18 protein-coding genes are annotated in these 21,644 nt (G+C 71.3%); 16 read left to right on the top strand and 2 right to left on the bottom strand.

Annotation, left to right across the window (positions count from 1 at the left end):
* Positions 1-74 precede the first annotated feature (74 nt).
* The 3 genes from V1457_RS17075 to V1457_RS17085 are packed head-to-tail and all read left to right on the top strand — an operon-like array spanning position 75 to position 2,699.
* Positions 75-761: an MBL fold metallo-hydrolase gene (locus V1457_RS17075; RefSeq protein ID WP_338595562.1), complete on the top strand. Its 687-nt coding sequence runs from the start codon at positions 75-77 to the stop codon at positions 759-761.
* Positions 762-789: 28 nt separating this feature from the next.
* Positions 790-2,058: a histidine--tRNA ligase gene (gene hisS / locus V1457_RS17080; RefSeq protein WP_200069832.1), complete on the top strand. Its 1,269-nt coding sequence runs from the start codon at positions 790-792 to the stop codon at positions 2,056-2,058.
* Positions 2,055-2,699 (top strand): hypothetical protein, encoded by a 645-nt coding sequence (locus V1457_RS17085; RefSeq protein ID WP_338595564.1) that lies wholly within the window; start codon positions 2,055-2,057, stop codon positions 2,697-2,699. The genes hisS and V1457_RS17085 overlap by 4 nt, the downstream gene beginning before the upstream one ends.
* 98 nt (positions 2,700-2,797) lie before the next feature.
* On the opposite strand, the gene V1457_RS17090 is transcribed toward V1457_RS17085, so the two are convergent.
* Positions 2,798-4,090, bottom strand: a complete 1,293-nt coding sequence (locus V1457_RS17090; protein ID WP_307849994.1) for a YibE/F family protein — start codon at positions 4,088-4,090, stop codon at positions 2,798-2,800.
* A gap of 590 nt (positions 4,091-4,680) precedes the next feature.
* Here V1457_RS17090 and V1457_RS17095 point away from each other — a divergent pair.
* Positions 4,681-5,748: an Rv2578c family radical SAM protein gene (locus tag V1457_RS17095; RefSeq protein ID WP_200069829.1), complete on the top strand. Its 1,068-nt coding sequence runs from the start codon at positions 4,681-4,683 to the stop codon at positions 5,746-5,748.
* Positions 5,749-6,030: 282 nt separating this feature from the next.
* Here V1457_RS17095 and V1457_RS17100 read toward each other — a convergent pair whose 3' ends face one another.
* Complete coding sequence (locus V1457_RS17100) at positions 6,031-7,050, bottom strand: hypothetical protein (protein ID WP_295144911.1); 1,020 nt, start codon at positions 7,048-7,050, stop codon at positions 6,031-6,033.
* 535 nt (positions 7,051-7,585) lie between these two features.
* On the opposite strand from V1457_RS17100, the gene aspS reads away from it, so the two are divergent.
* The 12 genes from aspS (at position 7,586) to ruvX (ending at position 21,635) form a co-directional block, all read left to right on the top strand.
* Positions 7,586-9,400 carry an aspartate--tRNA ligase gene (gene aspS, locus V1457_RS17105; RefSeq protein WP_200069827.1) on the top strand — a complete coding sequence of 605 codons (1,815 nt, stop codon included), beginning with the start codon at positions 7,586-7,588 and terminating at the stop codon, positions 9,398-9,400.
* 482 nt (positions 9,401-9,882) lie between these two features.
* Positions 9,883-11,100, top strand: a complete 1,218-nt coding sequence (locus tag V1457_RS17110) for a phosphotransferase family protein (protein WP_200069826.1) — start codon at positions 9,883-9,885, stop codon at positions 11,098-11,100.
* A 26-nt stretch (positions 11,101-11,126) separates the two neighbouring features.
* Complete coding sequence (locus V1457_RS17115; protein WP_338595568.1) at positions 11,127-11,897, top strand: GNAT family N-acetyltransferase; 771 nt, start codon at positions 11,127-11,129, stop codon at positions 11,895-11,897.
* A 365-nt stretch (positions 11,898-12,262) separates the two neighbouring features.
* A complete protein-coding gene (locus tag V1457_RS17120) occupies positions 12,263-12,625 on the top strand; it encodes a hypothetical protein (protein WP_200069825.1) in 363 nt (120 codons plus the stop codon).
* Positions 12,626-12,693: 68 nt separating this feature from the next.
* Positions 12,694-13,308, top strand: a complete 615-nt coding sequence (locus V1457_RS17125; protein ID WP_200069824.1) for a carbonic anhydrase — start codon at positions 12,694-12,696, stop codon at positions 13,306-13,308.
* Between the two features lie 213 nt (positions 13,309-13,521).
* On the top strand, positions 13,522-15,036 hold the full coding sequence (locus V1457_RS17130; protein ID WP_338595569.1) for a SulP family inorganic anion transporter: 1,515 nt from the start codon (positions 13,522-13,524) through the stop codon (positions 15,034-15,036).
* A 75-nt stretch (positions 15,037-15,111) separates the two neighbouring features.
* A complete protein-coding gene (locus V1457_RS17135; protein WP_200069822.1) occupies positions 15,112-16,470 on the top strand; it encodes a replication-associated recombination protein A in 1,359 nt (452 codons plus the stop codon).
* A gap of 84 nt (positions 16,471-16,554) precedes the next feature.
* A complete protein-coding gene (locus tag V1457_RS17140; protein WP_338595570.1) occupies positions 16,555-17,520 on the top strand; it encodes a D-glycerate dehydrogenase in 966 nt (321 codons plus the stop codon).
* A gap of 131 nt (positions 17,521-17,651) precedes the next feature.
* Positions 17,652-18,053 carry a DUF948 domain-containing protein gene (locus V1457_RS17145; protein ID WP_200069820.1) on the top strand — a complete coding sequence of 134 codons (402 nt, stop codon included), beginning with the start codon at positions 17,652-17,654 and terminating at the stop codon, positions 18,051-18,053.
* Positions 18,050-18,388: a hypothetical protein gene (locus V1457_RS17150; protein WP_295147948.1), complete on the top strand. Its 339-nt coding sequence runs from the start codon at positions 18,050-18,052 to the stop codon at positions 18,386-18,388. The genes V1457_RS17145 and V1457_RS17150 overlap by 4 nt, the downstream gene beginning before the upstream one ends.
* A gap of 116 nt (positions 18,389-18,504) precedes the next feature.
* Positions 18,505-21,180 carry an alanine--tRNA ligase gene (gene alaS / locus V1457_RS17155; RefSeq protein ID WP_338595571.1) on the top strand — a complete coding sequence of 892 codons (2,676 nt, stop codon included), beginning with the start codon at positions 18,505-18,507 and terminating at the stop codon, positions 21,178-21,180.
* The gene (gene ruvX / locus V1457_RS17160) at positions 21,177-21,635 is read left to right on the top strand and encodes a Holliday junction resolvase RuvX (protein ID WP_200069818.1); all 459 of its coding nucleotides are present in this window, start codon (positions 21,177-21,179) and stop codon (positions 21,633-21,635) included. The genes alaS and ruvX overlap by 4 nt, the downstream gene beginning before the upstream one ends.
* The last annotated feature ends 9 nt before the right edge of the window (positions 21,636-21,644 follow it).

The following is a 21,644-nucleotide window of genomic DNA, read 5'->3' on the forward strand; positions in this document are numbered from 1 at the left end:
GTCCGCGGGTTCCGGCGCTGTCCCGCCCGCGGCCTCGGCCACCGTCCTGACCGATCGAAGAAGGGCTCGTTTTCGTGCTGGTGCTCGGGTTCCCGGCCGGACCTCTGCAGGCGAACTGCTACCTGCTCGCCGCGGGCGACGACGCGGAGTGCGTGATCGTCGACCCCGGCCAGGAAGCGGTCGCGGGATTGAACGAGCAGTTGCGCGAGCATCGGCTCACCCCGGCCGGGGTGCTGCTCACGCACGGGCACTTCGACCACGTCTTCTCCGCCGGCGAGGTGTGCCGGGCGCACGACGTGCCCGCCTGGCTGCACCCTGCGGACCGGTTCATGCTCACCGACCCCGCCGCGTCGCTGGGCCCGGAGGGCGCGCAGCTGTTCGCCGCGCTGCCGCCGTTGACCGCGCCGGAGGACGTCCGCGAGCTGGCGGACGGGCAGACCGTGCAGCTGGCCGGGCTCAGCTTCGGAGTCACCCACAGCCCAGGCCATACCGGCGGGTCGGTGCTGTTCGGCCTCGGCACGGAAGAGGGCGGCCGGCTGCTGCTGGCCGGGGACACCCTGTTCGCCGGGGCCATCGGGCGCACCGACCTGCCCGGCGGCGACCACGCGACGATGCAGCGCAGCCTGCGCGAGCGGGTGCTGCCGCTGCAGGACGACACGGTCGTCCTGCCGGGCCACGGACCCACCACGACCATCGGCCGCGAACGCGCGAGCAACCCGTTCCTGCTGGAGCTGTCCGCTCCGGCGCGCGACGGCCTGTGACTTCGACGAGGACTGCGAACAACCGCTGATGAGCACCTTCAACGCCCCCAAGGGCATCCCCGAGTACTACCCGCCCGAGTCCGCCGGGTTCCTGGCCGTGCGCGAGGCGCTGTCCGACTCCGCGCGGCGCGCGGGTTACGGCTACATCGAACTGCCGCTGTTCGAGGACACCGCGCTGTTCGCGCGCGGCGTCGGCGAATCCACCGACGTGGTCAGCAAGGAGATGTACACCTTCGCCGACCGCGGCGGCCGGTCGGTGACGCTGCGGCCCGAAGGTACCGCGGGCGTGATCCGCTCGGTCATCGAGCACGGCCTGGACCGCGGCCAGCTGCCGGTCAAGCTGCACTACAGCGGTGCGTTCTTCCGCTACGAGCGGCCGCAGGCCGGGCGGTACCGGCAGTTGCAGCAGGTCGGCGTGGAAGCGATCGGCGTGGACGACCCGGCGCTGGACGCCGAGGTCATCGCGATCGCCGACGAGGGCTACCGGCGGCTCGGGCTGACCGGGCACCGCGTCGAGCTGACCTCGCTGGGCGACGAGACCTGCCGCCCGGAGTACCGGGCCAAGCTGCAGGAGTTCCTGCGCGGCGTGGCGCTGGACGAGGACACCCAGCAGCGCGCGGAGATCAACCCGCTGCGGGTGCTCGACGACAAGCGGCCCGAGGTGCGGGAGCTGCTCGCGGACGCGCCGCTGATGGCCGACCACCTCTCCGCGTCGGCGAAGGAGCACTACGAGCAGGTCAAGCAGCACCTGGCCGACCTCGGCGTGCCGTACGTGGAGAACCCGCGGCTGGTGCGCGGGCTGGACTACTACACCAAGACCACGTTCGAGTTCGTGCACGACGGGCTCGGCGCGCAGTCCGGCATCGGCGGCGGTGGCCGCTACGACGGGCTGATGGCCGAGCTCGGTGGTGCGCCGCTGTCCGGTGTCGGGTTCGGGCTCGGGGTGGACCGCACCGTGCTGGCCTGCGAGGTCGAGGGCCTGCCGGTGGGCGATCAGGCCCGGTGCGACGTGTACTGCGTGCCGCTGGGGGAGGCGGCCAAGCGCAGGCTGGTCGCGGTGGCGGGCGGTCTGCGGGCCGCCGGTATCCGCGCCGACCTGGCCTACGGCGGCAAGGGGCTCAAGGGCGCGATGAAGGCGGCCGACCGGTCCGGGGCGCGGTTCGCGCTGGTGCTCGGCGAGCGGGATCTGGAAGCCGGGTCCGCGCAGCTCAAGGACCTCAGCACGGGTGAACAGCGGGCGGTCGCGCTGGACGATGCGGACAGCGAGGTCGCCGCCGCCGTCGGGAACTCGCGATGAGCGAGGCCGCGGCCGCGGATCACGTGGAGCTGGACCTGCTGGACCGGGCGACGATCCGCAAGCGCACCCGCAACGTCTGCATCGCCGCGCTGGTGGTGGCCGCGGCGTTCGGCGGCATCGTCGGGTTGCTCGCCGGTCCGGCCGGGTTCGGGATCACTGTGGTGGTCGTCGCGGTCCCGTTGCTGCTGCTGGCGTTCAGCGAGTCCCGCAAGACCGCCTGGATGAGCGGCAGCCGGGTGTCGATGCGGGCCATCGGCACCCGGGTGGTGGATCTGCACGCGGCGAAACGGCTGGACGTGGTCGTCACCGACATGCGCGGGATGCGGACCGTGAGCCTGTTGGCGAGCGGACCGCCGAACGACAAGGCGATCACGGTCGCGTTGGCGATGTACGCGGGGACCGGTGGGCGCGAGCTCGGCGTGTACGCGCTGCGGCGCATCGCCGACACGTTGGCGGCGATCGGGGAGGCGCATGCGCTGGTGCTCTCGGAGCTGCTCGTGGCGCAGTTGCGGTCGGAGGCGCGCGGAGACGGTGCCGCGAACCGGCCGCTGTACCGGCTCGCGTCGATGGCGCCGCAGGGCCGGATGGCGCAGAAGTTGCATCCCGACGCCGTGGCCCGCTTCGTCACGACCCTCGACTGACCGTCTTCGCCAGCGCCGACGCGCGCACCCGCGCGAGGAACCGGTTCCGAACGGAGTGAACGGACCGCTGGTCCCACTAGATTGGGCGAGCAGGCCGTTCACTCCGGAGATCTTGGCTCTGTTGGGCGACGTGCGGGATTCTCGGCAGCGCGCGTGTGTCTTGAGTGGACGGAATCTCGGTGGTCCAGCGGTTCGTCCGCTCGGGCTGGGCGGCGCGTTGTGCGGGTGGCGCCGGTCGAGGCCGCCTCGCCGACCCGGTCGGCGGCACGGGCCGTCGTGGGCGCGCCGGGTTCGTGCGCGGCGACCAGCGCCGCGATCAACGTGGTGATCGGCACCGCCGCGATCAGGCCGATGCTGCCGACCAGTGTGCGCACCACTTCCTGCGCCACCGCCTGCGAACTCACGATCTCGGCGAAGCTGCGCCCGGACAGCGAATACGCCAGCAGCAGCGGCAGCGACGCACCCGCGTAAGCGAGCACGAGCGTGTTCACCGCGGAGGCCACGTGATCGCGGCCGATGCGCAGTCCTGCGGTGTACAGGCTGCGCCAGCCCATCGCCGGATTCGCCCGCCGCAACTCGTAGACGGCACTGGTCTGCGTGACGGTCACGTCGTCGAGCACGCCGAGCGCGCCGATCACGATGCCCGCCAGCAGCAGTCCGCGCGCGTCGATCGGGGCGCCGAGCGCGCCGATGAGGCTCGAGGTGTTCTCGTCCAGCCCGGTCAGCCTCGTGGTCGCGGAGAACAGGGCGCTGAGTCCGCCGATCAGCGCCAGGCTCACCAGCGTCCCCAGCACCGCGGTGGAGGTCCGCGCGGAGAACCCGTGCGTCAGGTACAGCACCACGAACATGATCAGCCCGGCGCCGACCACCGCGACCAGCAGCGGGTCCTGCCCGGCCAGGATCGCCGGGAGCACGAAACCGACCAGCACCACAAAGCTCAACGCCAGCGCGCCCAGCGCGGCGAGCCCCTGCCAACGTCCGAGCACCAGCACCGCCGCGGCGAACACGCCCGCGAGCACCAGCAGCGGGCTGCCGCGCTGGAAGTCGACGACCTGGTAGGACGACTCGTCCTCGGGACTCGCACCGGCGTAGGAGAGCACCACCGCGTCGCCGACGGCGAACCGCGGTGTGCCCGGGTCGGTCGGCATGGTCTGTTCGATGACGCGGCCGGGCATCGGGCCGTCCTGCATCTTGACCCGCAGCCGCACGCAGCCGCCGCCTTGATCACCCGCGCTGCATCCGCTCGCGCCTGCCGAGACCACCTCGGCGTTCACCGGGTATTCGCCGAGGCCCAGGTCGGAGCCGGTGCGCTGCTGGTGCCCGAAGGGGAACAGCACGACGGCGCCGATGATCGCGGCGAGCGCGAAGGGCACGAGCGCGATCGCGAGCACCCGTTTGACCGTGCGCGAAGCGGGCGGAGCGTCGTGGCCGTGGCCGTGGCCGTGGCCGTGGGCCGGGGCTTGGGCTTGGGCTTGGGTGCTGCTGTCGGCCTCGGATGCGGGGGAGTCCGACCGCGCGTGCGCGGGGCGGCTCGCTCCTGCCCGTTCCGCACCTGGGCGGCGCCCGGCTTCCGGCGCGCGCTGTCCGCCCGTGCCCTGCCCGGGCCTGCCAGGTGGTCGCGGCCCTGCGGAGCGCCCCGGAGCCTGGTCACCGCGCCCACCGGAGTGCCGCCCTTCCGGCTCGGCATCGCCACCGCGCGGCGGTTGCCCGCCGCGGTCGGCCGGTGGCCGCCCGGGCGGTTGCGGTCTGCGTTGCCGCGGTCGGCGGTGTTCGCCGTCGCCGGGCGGTCCTGTCGGCGGCCGATCATTCACCGGGCAATCGTAGGAGGTGGGCGAGCAGCCTCCGCACGGCTGCGTCCGTGCGGGCAAGAGCCCGATCCGGCGTCCTGTCGGCCTCGCTTCCGGCTGCGCAGTGCTGCTGCCGTTCGCTCAGGTGAGCGAATGTGCTGGACAGTACATCGAAACTGTGTTCGCATTGAGTCATGCGCTGGGAAAAGCAACGGGTCTCGGGCAGCGGTGAGCCGCAGCTGCCCTTGGGCGTCGAGGACGCGCCGACGCGCGGGACCGGGCGGGCGGGACTGGCCGAGCCCGGTCCGGAACCGGTCGCCGCGGGCACCGAGGACGCGCTGGCGATCGAGGTGCGCGCGAGGTCGATCATCAACCGCGTGCCGGGCGCCTCGCAGGTGCCGTTCCGCTGGACGATCAACCCCTACCGCGGCTGCTCGCACGCCTGCCGCTACTGCTTCGCCCGGAACACGCACACCTACCTGGACCTGGACTCCGGGCACGACTTCGACAGCAAGATCGTGGTGAAGGTGAACGCGCCGGAGCTGGTGCGCCGCGAGCTCGCGCACCCGAAGTGGGCGGGCGAGCCGATCGCGATGGGCACCAACACCGACCCGTACCAGCGGGCGGAAGGCCGCTACGGGCTGGTGCGGCGGATCATCGAGGCGTTGCGGGACCGGGCGAACCCGTTCTCGATCCTCACCAAGGGGACGCTGATCCTGCGCGACATCGACCTGCTGGAACAGGCGGCGAGGTCGGCCGCGGTCTCGGTCGCGGTGTCGATCGGCTCGATCGACGAGCAGGTGTGGCGGGACATCGAGCCGGGTGCGCCGTCCCCGCTGCGCCGGGTGGACGTGGTCCGCAGGCTCAGCGCCGCCGGCCTGGGTTGCTCGGTGATGATGGCGCCCGTGCTGCCCGGTTTGAGCGACGGGCCGCAGCAGCTCGACGAAACCGTCGCCGCTCTCGCCGAGGCGGGCGCCACCTCCATCACGCCGCTGGTGCTGCACCTGCGCCCGGGAGCGCGGGAGTGGTATCACGCCTGGTTGAGCGAGCGCCGTCCGGACCTCCTGCCGCTGTACGAGCGGCTGTACCGCAACGGCGCCTACGCGCCGAAGTCCTACCAGGAGGACATCGCGGCCCGCGTGCGAGAAGCGCAGCTGCGGTACGGACCAGGGGAGCGGCGGCCCGGGGCGGGGACTTTCCGCGCGACCGGGCCGCGGTCTGAACCAGCGGAACGGGAAGCGGATCAGCTAGCCCTGCTGTGAATGGCCGAGGGCGTCCTCGCCGACTCCGCCATCCGTTGCAGCCGAATGGGAAGCGCCGCATTCAAAGATCTGCCCGGTGGCGGCCGGAATCGTTCGCGCGCCCGCATTCCGCTCCGGCCGCCACCGACCGCATCCGGAACTCCCTGCGAAAGTAGGGAGAAAGTGCGGTGCGGGCTGCGCCGAAGCCTGGTCGCGGCGTCTTGCCGGTAGCAAAGTGCGGGTACTGTTCGTATTCGATTGACTACTCGGATGGATGAACCAGTGCTCCGGTGCGGGGCGGTTTCAGCGCTCGTCGAGCAGCGCGCTGCGCGACGGCTGCCAGCGCACCCCGAACACGCCCATCCCGAAGTCGAGCTTCACCGCGTGGGTGCGGGCGTGCCCGTCCAGCGGCAGCGGCTTCGGGGTCTCCACGTCCTGGGCCGCGGAGTCGCCGACGAAGCTCTCCACGTGCTGCGGCGGGCAGGCAGGGTCGAACTCCAGCTCCACCACGTACTGCCGCACCGGCAGCCGGAACAGCCGGGAGAACGTGCATTCCGGCTCGTTCGCCCCGGTCGGCATGTCCGAGATCTCGTACTCCAGCAGCATCGTCTCGCCCCGCTCCAGCGGGCGGTCGAACAGCAGCTCCGCGACGATCACGTCTCGCGCGTGGTCGGTGAGCACCTGCCCGATGCGGCAGGAGCGCAGCGGCCGGATCGTCGGTGAGACCGAGCTGGTGGAGGCTCCGTCGAACATCACCACCCATCGGTCCGCACCGTTGGCCTCGGCTCGCAGAAGCTTGCTCGCCCGCACCGTGCGCTGATCGCCGTAGGCGTCCACGTGCACCACGTCGTGCTGCGACAGCCGCGTGAGCTTGCTGTCGTGGCTGGTGTCGATCCGGGTCAGCAGCTCGACCGCGGATTCGTTCTCCGACCACAGCTCGCTCAGCGGCGGCGCGTCGTTCGCGGCCTGCCGGGTGCGCCCGCGCGGGCGCGGAGGACCCAGCAGCGCGGACAGCGCGCCGTCCGGCATCCCGAGCACGTTCTCCAGCTGCTGCAGGGCGAGCAGCGAATCGGGGCGCTCGGGGCGGCGGCGGCCGGATTGCCAGTAGCTCAGCGCGGTGATGCTCACCGGGGTGCCGCGGGTCTGCAGCCGGTGCTGGATGCGTTCCAGGCTCAGCCGGCTGGACCGGATCGCCGCGCGCAGCGCGGCTTCGAACGGTCCGGTGCGGAGCAGTTCCGCGAGCTCGGGCGAGACCGGTGGGGCGTGGTCGTTGCGGACGGCCGTGCGCGACATCGAACGGGTCTCGGTCTTCGGACCGGTCATGGTTACTCCTCGTGTCCGCCGAACTCGGGGACTTACGCTAATGAGTGAAACCCGGTGGCGCAACGATCAAGTTGCGGTTCGGCGCTCCCACCAAAGTGGGAGTATTTCTCCCCCGGTGGCCTCCGGCGGACTACCGCCGAGCGCGCGGTTGACATTGCCATGATCACCGGGAAGTCGCGTTTTCCGGAGCTGCTCGCCGATCGGTTCCGAGTGCGGCAGGAACCCGCGTGATGCCGTCGTAATTGCACGCGGAAAGCGCGGTTCTGTGAGTTAACTCGCGGCGTCACAACCCTGCGGTTCTGCCGCCGCCGAGGGTGCCTGGTCCCGCAGCGAGCGCAATGATCATCCACAACGGATTCGCCCGCGGGTGCGCCCGAAGTCCGGCGGAAACCTGCTCGACGTGTCCCGCCGGACGTTGGATAACCTGGATCCTCAGCCGCCTCGCAGGCCGGGCGCCTGCCGTCGAGCAGCCGCGAGGGAGCAGCCGCGAGCAAGCAGTTGTCGCTTCGCCGACTTGAAGAGGAGCTCAGTACCCGTGATGCGCACGCACGAGGCCGGATCGCTTCGCGCCGGTCACTCCGGGCAGTCCGTCACCTTGGCAGGGTGGGTGGCGCGCCGCCGCGATCACGGTGGAGTGATCTTCATCGATTTGCGCGACGCTTCCGGGGTCGCCCAGGTGGTCTTCCGCGAGGGGGAAATGGCCGCGCGCGCACACCGGCTGCGCGCCGAGTTCTGCGTGCGGGTGACCGGTGAGGTGGTGCGCCGTCCCGTCGGCAACGAGAACGCCGAGATCGGCACCGGTGAGATCGAGGTCTACGCCTCCGAACTGGAAGTGCTGTCCGAGTCCGCGCCGCTGCCGTTCCCGCTGGACGAGCACCTGGAGACCGGCGAGGAGATCCGGCTCAAGCACCGCTACCTGGATCTGCGGCGCAACGGCCCGGCCCGGACCATCCGGATGCGCAGCGAGATCAACCGCGTTGCCCGCAACGTGCTGGGCGACCGGGAATTCGTCGAGGTCGAGACGCCGACGATGACCCGCTCCACGCCCGAGGGCGCCCGCGACTTCCTGGTCCCGGCGCGGCTGCAGCCGGGGACCTGGTACGCGCTGCCGCAGTCGCCGCAGCTGTTCAAGCAGCTGCTGATGGTCGGTGGCGTGGAGCGCTACTTCCAGCTCGCCCGCTGCTACCGGGACGAGGACTTCCGCGCCGATCGCCAGCCCGAGTTCACCCAGCTCGACATCGAGATGAGCTTCGTCGAGCAGGACGACGTGCTCGAACTCGGCGAGGAGATCATCGCCGGGCTGTGGCGCCTGGTCGGCCACGAGGTCCCGCGGCCCATTCCGCGGATGACCTACGCCGATGCGATGTCCCGCTACGGCACCGACAAACCGGACCTGCGGTTCGGGCTGGAGCTGACCGAGCTCACCGAGTACTTCTCCGACACCCCGTTCCGGGTGTTCCGGGCGCCCTACGTCGGTGCGGTCGTGATGCCCGGCGGTGCCGACCAGCCGCGCCGGCAGCTCGACGCGTGGCAGGACTGGGCCAAGCAGCGCGGCGCCAAGGGTCTGGCGTACGTGCTCGTCGGCGCGGACGGCACGCTGTCCGGCCCGGTCGCCAAGAACCTCTCGGACGCCGAACGCGATGGCCTGGCCAAGGCCGTGGGCGCCGGTCCGGGCGACTGCGTCTTCTTCGCCGCCGGTGAGCGCGCGTCCTCGCGGGCGCTGCTCGGCGCGGCGCGGCTGGAGATCGGGCAGCGCTGCGGCCTGATCGACCACTCGGCCTGGTCGTTCGTGTGGGTCGTCGACGCGCCGATGTTCGAGCCGGTCGCCGATACCGACGACGTGGCGGTCGGTTCCTCGCGCTGGACCGCGGTGCACCACCCGTTCACCGCGCCGAACGCGGATTGGGCCGAGGACTTCGACAAGGACCCGGACAACGCGCTGGCCTGGGCTTACGACATCGTCTGCAACGGCAACGAGATCGGCGGCGGCTCGATCCGCATCCACCGCTCGGACATCCAGGAACGGGTGTTCGCGGTGCTGGGCATCTCCGAGGAGCAGGCCCAGGACAAGTTCGGCTTCCTGCTGGAGGCGTTCAAGTACGGCCCGCCGCCGCACGGCGGCATCGCCTTCGGCTGGGACCGGATCTGCATGTTGCTGGCCGGTGCGGACTCGCTGCGCGAGGTGATCGCGTTCCCGAAGAGCGGTGGCGGTTTCGACCCGCTGACCGGGGCGCCCGCGCCGATCACCGCTGCGCAGCGCAAGGAAGCCGGGGTGGATGCGAAGCCGGCCGCGAAGGACGCCGACAGCATCTCGGTGACGACCGGGAACGTGGTCGAGAAGCAGGGCTGAGACGCCGACCGCGCTGTTCGCGCGGATCGGCCCTCCGTGGCGGCCGCCGGACCGGCCGGTGGCCGCGGTGGACGCCGTGCGGCCCGCCCGTCGGCGAGTGATGCATCCGGGCGCTCGATCACTGCGGCCGGGGGCGCGCCGCCGGTAGCGACCAAGCGGCGTTTCCTTCGGCAGCGGCCCTCGCGGCGAAGCAGCGGGCGCTGATCGCTCGCGTGCCTGCCGGGTGGTTGCACGGGTGAGCCGGGTGCCGCGAACGCGGCCGGTCGGACCGTGCAACGTGGGCGCCCACCGGCTCCGTCCGGGTCGAGTGAGCGAGCCGCAACTCCGCGTGTGGCGGCGGCGTGCGCGCCGCCGATCATCCGTCGGCGTGGGCGAAGCTCACCCGGGCGAGTACCGCAGGTGCCCGCGCCATTACCGGTGGTGCAGCACTTGACCGGTCTTGCCCGTTCGGGTTCAGGTTGTGGGGGTAGTGTCTGGAGACGATGAGCGTGGAGATCACTTCCGGCCCTCCGGAGGTCCGTGTGCCCGCCAGCACTGCGGTGACCGACACCGTCGGTACCGCGGAAGCCGTGCTCAGCAAGCGGATGGGAGCCGCGGTCCGGCTCGCCGATGCGGAGGACCTCGGTGGCAGCGAACGCTCCGCCGTGCTGCGGGTGCGCGTGGCGGAGACGCCCTACGAGCTCCCGCGCACGCTGGTGCTCAAGCACTACTGCGAGGTCCCCGAGTCGGCGCGCGCCGACCCGTTCGCGCACGAAGCGGCCAGCTGCCAGCTCGCCACCGCGCTGCCACCGGAGATCCGGGTCGGTCCCGAGCTCATCGCGCACGACGCCGATCGGCGGCTGCTGGTGCTGGAGGACCTCGGGCGCGGTTCCACGCTCGCCGACGTGCTCTTCGGCGAAGACCCCCGCGCGGCCGAGCGCGCGCTGCTGGCCTGGGCCAGGGCGCTCGGGCGGCTGCACACCACGCTGGCGGGCCGGGAGGCCGATTTCGAGGCGCTGATGCGCCGCGTCGGCGCCAAGTCCTGGACGGACCCGGTAGCCGAGGACATCGCGCGGTCGCTGACCGAACTGCCCGGCCTGCTCGAGCAGACGCTGGACCTGCCGACCTCGCCCGAGGTCTCGGCGCGGCTGGCTTCAGCCGCGGAGCTGCTCGAGTCCGGCCGCTACCGCTCGTTCAGCCCGTCCGACATCTGCCCGGACAACAGCCTGGTCACCGGCACCGGGGTGCGGTTCCTCGACTTCGAGTGGGGCTGCGTGCGCGACGTGGCGCTGGACGCGGCCTACCTGCAGTACCCCTTCCCGTCCTCGTGGTGCTCCTACGCGTTGCCGGAGAACCTGGCCGACGGGATGCTCGCGACCTGGCGATCGGAGATCGCCGAGGTGTGGCCGGAGCTGGACGACGACGAGGTGCTGCTGCCCCGGCTGTTCGACGCGCAGCTGCTGTGGGTGTGGGTGTCGACCTGGTGGTTCCTGCCGCGCACCGGCGAGTCGGACCGGCCGATCGACCTGCACATGCCCTCGCCACGGCGCAGCACGGCGCTGGTGGACCGGTGGCGGCGGTTGCGCGACGACGCGCAGGCGTGCGGGGAACCGGAGCTGGCCGAGTACGCCTCGCGGATGGTCGACGCGCTGGTGGAGCGCTTCGGCGCTGGTGCGTTGCAGCTGTTGCGGTATCCGGCGTTCCGGACCGAGGAGAAGTGACCAGGCGCTGAGTATGCTGCCCGGCCGTGCAGGACGAAATCTCCGGCGGTGTTGAGCCGGACGCAGCGCGGGTGTCCGAGGTCGAGCACGCCGCCGCGATGACGTGGCCGGCGAGCACGGTGCAGCACCGCGGTGGCTGGTTGCTGCGGTACTGCGCGGATTTGGACCGGTGGCGCTCGAACTCCGCGCTGCCGCCTTCGCGGGTGCGCGATGTAGCGGCCGAGATCGAACAGGTCGTGCGGTTCTACTCCGAGCGCGGTGCTCGTGCTTCGGTGCAGGTCAGCCCGTCGCGGTGGCACGAGGAACTGGACGTCGGCCTGGCGGCGCGCGGTTTCCGGCAGGTGACGCCGGTGCACGTGCTGACCGCCGAGTTGCCCGGTCCGGGCGACGTGTCGGCCGCCGGAGTCGAGGTCCGTCTCGACGACGAGCCGATGAAGCGCTGGCTGGACGCCTCCAGCGCGGTCCGCGGCCGGTCGGAGCCCGGCTTGGCGCGGATCGATCGGCCCGCCCGGTACGCGACCGCCCTGGTGGACGGCGTTGCGGCCGGGATCGGCCTGTTCGTGCGGGAAGGCCGGTGGTGCGCGGTGTACTGCATGGCGACCGCGCCGTGGGCGCGCGGACGGGGCGTGGCTCGTGCGGTGCTGCGCGCGGGCGCCCGCTGGGCAGGCGAGGTGCGGGCGAGCGGCATGTTCCTCCAGGTCGAGCAGGACAACGACGCCGCACGGCGGCTGTACGCGGGCTGCGGTTTCGAGTTCTCGCACGAGTACCACTATCGTGTCGCCGACACTCGCGGTTAATCCGCGGCTCACCCATTCGCAACTTTTCACGTCGTTCGCGAATGGATTTCCGCGAACCATGCGTGTTCGCGCATGTCCGGCAATCCGCTGTCGGAGTGGCCGCACCGCGGTTGCCGGGTGGCGTCCCGGCGCGCCGCTCGGCGGCGGATTAATGTTTCTTCATTTTTAGGGCGATGATCACCCGGTTCGTGGCTTGCGAGTAGACTGCGTTGGTCGGATACCTTGTGTTCGGCGATCCGTCACCCGGCCCCGTTAGCCTGGGGCTGCTCGACGAGGTGTCCGAGAGGGACGGATCGAGTCATCCGGCGGGTCATCGTCGACCCGGCCGCTGCGGTCGTTCGGCATCGCAATTTCGCGGAGGAGTCATGAAGGTCAGGATCGTGCGCGCAGGATTGTTCCTGCTGTTCTCGGTCCTGGTCGCCGTGGTCTCCCCGTTGCAGCCCGCGTTGGCCAGTGATTTGACGATGCGCAACCCGGCCGAGGTCAAATCCGAGATCAAGGAGAACCGGGACACCGGGAAACTGCGCCAGCGCGCGGCGTCCGAGGACGGCACCCGGCGCGAACGGCGCACTCCGGATCGCGGTGCGCCGCTGCCGGACGGGCTGCAAGCGGGCCCCGGCGCGCGGCACGACCTGTTCACCGCCGCCCTGCGCGCGCGAACCAAGCCGCACGAGGCCGCCGCGCGCAGCCGACATGCGCCCGCAACGCTGCAGGTTTATCGGCACTGAGACGTTCGCGCACCACGCGTGCGTTCGACGGCAGACGACGATCCTGAAGCGTCCAGTGAGGCGACAACATGACTTTCGAGCACCTGGTGGACCGTGCGCGCAACCATCCGCGCACGGTGTCCGAAGCGCACCGCAAACGGCTGGCCACCGGTCAGCAGCCGGCCGCGCTGTTCATCACCTGTTCCGATTCGCGGGTGGTCCCCGCGCAGCTCACCGGCGCCCAGCCCGGGGAACTGTTCGAATTGCGGACCGCGGGCAACGTGGTGCCCGAATACGTGCCCGATTCGGCGTCCAGCGAAATGGCCACGATCGAATACGCGGTGCTGCAGCTGAAGGTTCCCGAGATCGTTGTTTGCGGGCACTCGCACTGCGGTGCGGTGACCGCGAAGGCGATCGCCGGGCGCGGGCTGGAAAGCCTTCCCGCGATGCGGGGCTGGCTGGGCACCGGTGAACCGCCGGTATCCGAAGCGCCCGCGCTCGAAGACGGCGTGCGTTCGGAATGCAAGCAGCACGTGCGCGAGCAGCTGCGCACGTTGTTCGAATACCCGTTCATCCGGGAACGGGCCGCCGCGGGCGAGTTGCGGGTGCACGGCTGGTTCTACGAGATCGACACCGGATTGGTCTGGCACTCCGGGGAAACCGGGCCGGATCGGCCGGAAGAGTCGGATTTCCTTCCGTTGTGACATTTCCGCGGCGGTGATCCACCGCCGATTCGTCGGGACTGCCTGACGCCGTCCACCCGGATGCCGCGTTGCCGTTGTGCGGCGTGGCCCCGCGTGTTCAGCGGCGATCACGCGCTCTCGCGGCCGCAGTCCCGCACGCGTTCCCGCACGTCCGCGCGCTAACGGCACGCGGACGCGCTACCCGTCACTCGAAACTCATACGGAGAGTGCAACGTGACCACTCAAGTCGACGCGACCTCCCGTCGCGCCAAGACCGGCGTCCCGCAGTGGCCGAAGGGAACTTTCGGCGCCGACCTGGGGGCTTCGCTGGTCGTGTTCCTGGTGGCGCTGCCGCTGTGCGTCGGTGTCGCCGTCGCATCCGGCGTGCCCGCCGAACTCGGCATCATCACCGGTGTCGTCGGAGGCATCGTGGTGGGGCTGCTACCGGGCAGCACCATGCAGGTCAGCGGCCCGGCGGCCGGGCTGACCGTGCTGGTGGCCTCGGCGGTGTCCGATCACGGGCTCGGGATGCTCGGCATCATCGTGCTCGGTGCAGGCGTGCTGCAGATCTTGATGGGGCTGGGCCGGATCGGAACCTGGTTCCGGGCGATCTCGCCTTCGGTGGTGCAGGGCATGCTGGCGGGCATCGGCCTGGTGATCATGCTCGGCCAGCTCTACCCGGTGGGCGGGCTGGAGCAGCCCTCCGAGACCTCGGCCAAGTTCGCCGGGCTCCCGGGGCTGGTGAGCGCGATGTTCACGACTCCGCAGGGGCTTGCCGGGGTCGCCGTCACCGCGGTGGCGCTGGTGATCCTGTTCGGCTGGCCGAAGCTGCCGGAGAAGGTGCGCAACGTCCCCGCCGCGCTGGTCGCGGTGGTGCTGGTCAGCGGCGCGACCTACGTGCTGGGGCTGCCCCTGAAGACGATCGAGGTCGGCTCCCTGCTGGAGGCGATCAACGTCCCGACCGGCGAGTCGTGGGGCTCCGCGTTCACCCCGGCGGTGCTCGGATCGATGCTGACGTTCGGGCTGATCGCATCGGCGGAGAGCCTGTTCAGCGCGGCCGCGGTCGACCGGATGCACGACCGCCCGAAGACGCAGTTCAACAAGGAGCTCGTCGCCCAGGGCGCGGGCAACGCCGTATGCGGGGTGCTGGGCGCGTTGCCGATGACCGCGGTGATCGTGCGCTCCGGCGCGAACGTCCGCGCGGGGGCGAAGACGAAGCTGTCCCGGATCCTGCACGGCGTGTGGCTGCTGCTGTTCGTGGTGGCGCTGCCGGGCGTGCTGGCGTTCATCCCGACCGCGGTGCTCGCCGCGGTGCTGATCCACGCCGGCTGGAAGCTGCTCGAGCCGGGCAAGGTCGTGCAGCTGGCCAGGACCAACCGCCCGGAGGCTGCGGTGCTGGTGCTGACCGCGGTCATGATCGTGGCCACCGACCTGCTGATCGGCACGCTGATCGGGCTCGCCGCCGCGGTGATCAAGACCGCCTTCGACGTGTCCCGGCTGTCGGTCAAGCAGGAGGAGCAGGGCGAGGACCACGTGCACGTCGAACTCGGCGGCAACGCCACGTTCCTGCGGCTCCCGCGGCTGCTGGAGCGGCTGGAGAGCCTGCCGTCGGACAAGAGCGTGCACTTGGACCTGAGCACCGTCCGGCACCTGGACCAGGCGTGCCACCAGGCGGTGGAGAACTGGGCCGCGCAGCGCGAACGCGACAACGCGCGGACCGAAGTGGCGATGCCGGCCCACGCGGGCTGACCCGCACCGCGCCGGAGGTGCCGTTCGCGCACCTCCGGCGCGGTTTCGTTCCGACCGGCGGGTAGCGTCGAAGCCGTGAGTGACGGCCTGTTCGACGAGGGGTTGTTCGGCGCCGAGACCGAGGACCGCGCCGGGGAACGGCTGGCCGAGAACGCGCCGCTGCCGGTGCGGATGCGGCCCCGTTCGCTGGACGAGGTGCTCGGCCAGGACCACCTGCTGGCCGCGGGCGCCCCGCTGCGCCGGCTGGTGGAGGGGGCGGCACCGGCTTCGGTGCTGCTCTACGGCCCGCCGGGCACCGGCAAGACGACGCTGGCGAACCTGGTCTCGCAGGCGACCGGACGGCGGTTCGTGGCGTTGTCCGCGTTGTCGTCCGGGGTCAAGGAGGTGCGCGGGGTCATCGATGAGGCCCGGCGACGGCTCGGCCGTTCCGCCGAGGCCACGGTGCTGTTCATCGACGAGGTGCACCGCTTCTCCAAGACCCAGCAGGACGCACTGCTGGGCGCGGTGGAGGACCGCACGGTGCTGCTGGTTGCCGCGACCACCGAGAACCCGTACTTCTCCGTGGTGGCCCCGCTGCTTTCGCGGTCCCTGGTGCTGCAACTGCACAACCTCGGTGACGACGACGTGCGCGAGCTGGTGCGCCGTGCGGTGTCCGAGGAACGCGGCCTCGGCGACGCGCTCGGGCTCGACGAGGAGGCGCTGGAGCACCTCGTCGCGCTCGCCGGCGGCGATGCGCGGCGCGCGTTGACCGCGCTGGAGGCTGCGGCGGAGTCCGCCGAGTCCAACGGCGCGCAGCGGATCGACCTGGCCACGGTCGAGGCCACGGTCAACCGCGCGGCCGTGCTCTACGACCGCGGCGGGGATCAGCACTACGACGTGGTCAGCGCGTTCATCAAATCCATCCGCGGCTCCGACGTGGACGCCGCGCTGCACTACCTGGCCCGGATGGTCGAAGCCGGGGAGGACCCGCGGTTCATCGCCCGCCGCCTGGTGGTGCACGCCAGCGAGGACGTCGGCATGGCCGACCCGACCGCGTTGCAGGCGGCGGTGGCGGCCGCGAACGCGGTGCAGTTCATCGGGATGCCGGAGGGCAGGCTCGCGCTCGCGCAGGCCACGGTGCACCTGGCGACCGCGCCGAAGTCGAATTCGGTGATCATGGCCATCGACGCGGCGATGGGCGACGTGCGTGCGGGCAAGTCCGGTTCGGTGCCCGCGCACCTGCGCGACGGGCACTACGCGGGCGCGAAGAAGCTCGGCAACGCGCAGGGCTACCGCTACCCGCACGACCGCTCGGAAGGCGTGCTGGAGCAGCAGTACCCGCCGGACGAGCTGGTGGGCGTCGACTACTACGAGCCCAGCGGCCGCGGCGGCGAGCGCGTGCTCGGCGAACGGGTTCCGAAGCTGCGCGGCATCGTCCGCGGCGAGGGCGAATAGCGCCGCGGGCAGGAATCCGGCGCGGTGAGCCGTCGAGCAGAATGTGCGCCGACGGAGAACAGCCAGCCCGAGGAGGTCGTGCCGGTGCAGTCGCGGATCGTGGTCACCCGGAGGATTCCGGACTCCGCAGTCGAACTGCTGCGCAGCGCAGGAGACGTGCACGTGTGCGAGCGGGACCGGGCGTTGGACCCCGCCGAGCTGCACGAGGTGGTGCGTGGCGCGCACGGCGTGGTCACGATGCTCGGCGATCGCGTCGATGACGAACTCGTGACCGCGGCCGGCCCGCAGCTGCAGGTGGTGGCCAACGTGGCGGTCGGCTACGACAACGTGGACGTGCCCGCGGTGACCGGGCGCGGCGTCACCGTGACGAACACGCCGGGCGTGCTCACCGATGCCACCGCGGATCTCGGATTCGGCTTGCTGCTGATGGCGACGCGGCGGCTCGGTGAGGGGGAGCGGCTGATCCGGTCCGGGCAACCCTGGTTCTTCCACCTCGGATTCATGCTGGGTACGGGCTTGCAGGGCAAGACCCTCGGGATCATCGGCCTTGGCGGGATCGGGCAGGCGATGGCTCGCCGTGCTCGCGCGTTCGGCATGAACATCGCCTACGCGGGTAGGCGGCGCGCGGCCCCGGAGGTGGAATCCGAGCTCGACGCCCGCTACCTCTCGCAGGACGAGCTGCTGCGCGAAGCCGATGCGCTGTCGCTGCACTGCCCGCTCACCGAGCAGACCCGGCACCTGATCGACGAGTCGGCGCTGGCGAAGATGAAGCCCTCCGCGGTGCTCATCAACACCAGCCGCGGACCGGTCGTGGACGAAAAAGCCCTGGCCGAGGCGCTGCGCGAAGGCCGCATCGCGGCAGCGGGCCTGGACGTCTTCGAACGCGAACCGGCCGTCGAACCCGCGCTGCTCGAACTGGACAACGCGGTGCTCATCCCGCACCTGGGCTCGGCGACGGTGGAGACGCGCAGCGCGATGGCCGAACTCGCCGCGCGCAACGTGGCGGCGGTTCTCGCCGGGACCGGACCGATCACCCCGGTGGGTGCTTGACCGGCACCGACGCGCCGAACCACCGGCGGCATCGGCGCCCGGGCCGCACGGTAACCTGACGCGCGATCAAGCCACCGGGAATTCTCGCGGTGGCCGGACAATCACAGGGAAACCAGAAACCGGGAGGGCACGTGACGCCCACGCAGATCGCCGCGCTGATCGTCGCAGGCGCGTTCGTGCTGCTGGTCGTGCTGCTGGCGGTCCCGCTGGTCAAGCTCGGCCGTACGCTGGACGAGGCGACCGTCGCGATCCGCAAGGCGCACGAGAACTCCGACCCGCTTTTCACCGGCGCGAACTCGACGCTGACGCACGTCAACACCCAGCTGGAACGGGTGGACGGCATCACCACGAACGCCAAGACCGTCAGCGGCAACGTTTCGGCGTTGTCCTCGCTGTTCACGGCTACACTCGGTGGCCCGTTGGTGAAGACCGCGGCCTTCTCGTACGGGGTGAGCAAGGCATTGCGCGCTCGCCGCAAGCGCAAGGAAGAGCCGTGGGGCAAGCACTCCCGACGCAAGGGAGGCCGCAAGTGAGGCGGATGTTCTGGTTCGGGGCCGGTATCGCGGCCGGTGTCGCGGTGATGCGCAAGGTCAACGAGACCACGCGCAAGGCGACCCCGAACGGCGTGGCCGAGCAGCTCGGCGGCGCCATGCGCGAGCTCGCGGGTGCCGTGGGCTCGTTCGGCGCGGACGTGCGCGCCGGGATGACCGAGCGGGAGCAGGAGCTGCAGAACGTCGTGGACGGCACCTCGTTGCCGCCGCAGCGGCTCACCGATTCCCGCTCCGTCGATGCGGCTCGCCCCGGTGAGAGCCGAGTTCGTGACGGTGGGCGCGCACCGGCACGGCGAGCTCGCCGGGCGGATCGCTGACGCGGCACCTCGGGTGACCGGCCGCGACGCTTCGCCGACCGGTCGGTCCCCGCTCGCCCGCGAGCCTTCCGCCCACGCCGTCCGGATTCCGCAGCACCCTCCACGAAGGACCCACCGTGCAGACCCACGAGATCAACAACCGCTTCCTGGAACACTTCCGCAGCTCGGGCCACACCGTGGTGCCCAGCGCGTCGCTGATCCTGGACGACCCCACCCTGCTGTTCGTCAACGCGGGGATGGTGCAGTTCAAGCCGTACTTCCTGGGTGATGCCCCGGCGCCGTACCCGCGCGCGACGAGCATCCAGAAGTGCGTGCGCACCGGCGACATCGACGAGGTCGGCAAGACCACGCGGCACAACACGTTCTTCCAGATGGCCGGCAACTTCTCCTTCGGCGACTACTTCAAAGAAGGCGCCATGGAGCACGCCTGGAAGCTGCTGACCTCCGCGGTCGCCGACGGCGGCTACGGCATCGACCCGGAACGCCTGTGGGTCACCGTTTTCGAGAAGGACGACGAAGCCGCCGCGATGTGGCGCAACACCACCGGCATCCCGGCGGAGCGCATCCAGTCGCGCGGTCCCGAGGACAACTACTGGGACATGGGCGTGCCCGGTCCGGGCGGGCCGTGCTCGGAGATCTACTACGACCGCGGCCCGGAGTACGGCCGCGAAGGCGGCCCGAACGTCGACGAGGACCGCTACATCGAGATCTGGAACCTGGTGTTCATGCAGGACATCAGGGGTGAGCTGCCCCCGAAGGCCGGCAACCCGCCGATCGGTGAGCTGCCCACCAAGAACATCGACACCGGCATGGGCATCGAGCGGGTGGCCTGCCTGCTGCAGGGCGTGGACAACGTCTACGAGACCGACCTGGTGCGCCCCGTGATCGCCAAGGCCGAGGAGCTCTCCGGCCGCACCTACGGCGCCGACCACACCGACGACGTGCGCTTCCGCGTGATCGCCGACCACGCGCGCTCCGGCGTGATGCTGGTCGGCGACGGCGTCACGCCCGGCAACGAGGCCCGCGGCTACGTGCTGCGGCGGCTGCTGCGCCGCATCGTGCGCTCGGTGCGCCTGCTCGGTGTGCAGGAGCCGGTGCTGGGCGAGTTCACCCAGGTCGTGCGCGACGCGATGGCGCCGGGCTACCCGGAGCTGGCCACCGAGTTCGACCGGATCGACTCGGTGATCCGCAACGAGGAGGACGCCTTCCGCGCCACCCTCACCACCGGCTCGAAGATCTTCGACGTGGCCGTGACCGAGACCAAGAAGGCCGGCGGCACGCAGCTGGCCGGGGACAAGGCGTTCCAGCTGCACGACACCTACGGCTTCCCGATCGACCTGACCTTGGAGATGGCCTCCGAGCAGGGGCTTTCGGTGGACGAGCACGGTTTCCGCGAGCTGATGGCCGAGCAGCGCCGCCGCGCCAAGGAGGACGCGAAGGCCCGCAAGACCGGTCACGGCGACCTGTCGACCTACCGCACGCTGCTCGACGAGCACGGCACCACCGAGTTCATCGGCTACACCGACCTCCAGGCGCACAGCCGGGTGCTCGGACTGCTGGTGGACGGCGCGCCCGCGAGTTCCGCGGCGGCGGGCACCGAGGTGGAGCTGGTGCTCGACCGCACCCCGTTCTACGCCGAAGGCGGTGGCCAGATCGCCGACACCGGCACGCTGGTCGGGCCGGGCGTCGAAGTGCGGGTGCACGACGTGCAGCGGGCCGTGCCGGGGCTGTTCGTGCACCGCGCGAAGGTCGTCGCCGGCGAGCTGGGCTTGGACACCACGCTGGAGGCCGGGGTGGACCAGCAGCGCAGGCGCGCCATCGCCCGGTCGCACTCCGCCACGCACCTGGTGCACGCCGCGGTGCGCGGTGCCTACGGCAAGCGGGCGGCGCAGGCCGGTTCGCTGAACTCGCCCGGCCGGATGCGGTTCGACTTCACCGCGCCCGCCGCGGTGTCGGCCTCGGTGCTCGGCGGCGTCGAGGAAGAGGTCAACGACTACCTGCAGAACGACGTCGAGGTCTCCTCCTACACCACGACGATGGACCGGGCGATGGAGCTCGGCGCGGTCGCGCTGTTCGGCGAGAAGTACGGCGACCAGGTCCGCGTGGTCGACATGGGCGACTACTCGCGCGAGCTGTGCGGCGGTACGCACGTCGGGCGCATCGGTCAGCTCGGCGTGGTGAAGCTGGTCGCGGACTCCTCGGTCGGTTCCGGGGTGCACCGGGTGGAAGCGCTGGTCGGGATGGACGCCATGCGTCACATCGGCAAGGAGCACCTGCTGGTCAGCCAGCTCGCCGAGCAGTTCAAGGTGCCCGCCGAGGACCTGCCGGACCGGATCGCCGGGGTGGTGAGCCGGCTGCGCGACGCGGAGAAGGAGCTGGCGCAGCTGCGGGTGCAGCAGGTGCTGTCCTCGGCCGGTGACCTGGCCGGGCGCGCCGCCGACGTGCGCGGCGTGAGCCTGGTGGCAGAGCAGGTCGCCGACGGCGTGGACGGCGGCTCGCTGCGCGCGCTGGCGGGCGAGGTGCGGGGGCGCCTGACCGGCAGGCCCGCGGTCGTCGCGCTGTTCGCGCCCGACTCCGAGCAGGGCAAGGTGTCCTTCGTCGTCGGTGTCAACGACGCTGCGCAGGACCTCGGGCTGGCCGCGGGCAAGCTGGTGCCCGCGTTCGCCGGCGAGGTCGGCGGTCGCGGCGGCGGCAAGCCGGACATGGCGCAGGGCGGCGGATCGGACCCCGCGGGCATCACCGCGGCGATCGGCGCGCTGCGCCGGGAGCTGGACCGGGTGATCCAGGGGTGAGCGAGCACCAGCGGCCCGACCCGGGCGCCGGGCGGCGGCTGGGCGTGGACGTCGGCGCGGTGCGCGTCGGCATCGCGCTCAGCGACCCGGCGCCGATGCTGGCGACTCCGCTGGTGACGCTGCGCCGCGACGAGGACGCGGGCAGCGACCTCGCGCAGCTGGCCGGCCTGGTCGCCGAGCACGAAGTGGTGGAGGTGGTCGTCGGCCTCCCGAAGACGCTGCGCGGCGATCACGGCAGCGCCGCCGAAGCCGCGCGGAAGTACGCAGAAGCGCTCACCGAGCGGATCGCTCCGGTGCCGGTGCGCTTTCACGACGAACGGTTGACCACGGTCACGGCGAGCCGCATTCTCTCCCAACGGGGGGTTCGCGGTAAGCGCCAGCGCGCCGTGGTCGACCAGGCCGCCGCAGTGGAGATCTTGCAGGCATGGCTTGACGCCCGGTCGCAGACCACCTGAGAGGACCTT

This window comes from Saccharopolyspora sp. SCSIO 74807, from assembly GCF_037023755.1.
Taxonomy (GTDB): Bacteria; Actinomycetota; Actinomycetes; order Mycobacteriales; family Pseudonocardiaceae; genus Saccharopolyspora_C; species Saccharopolyspora_C galaxeae.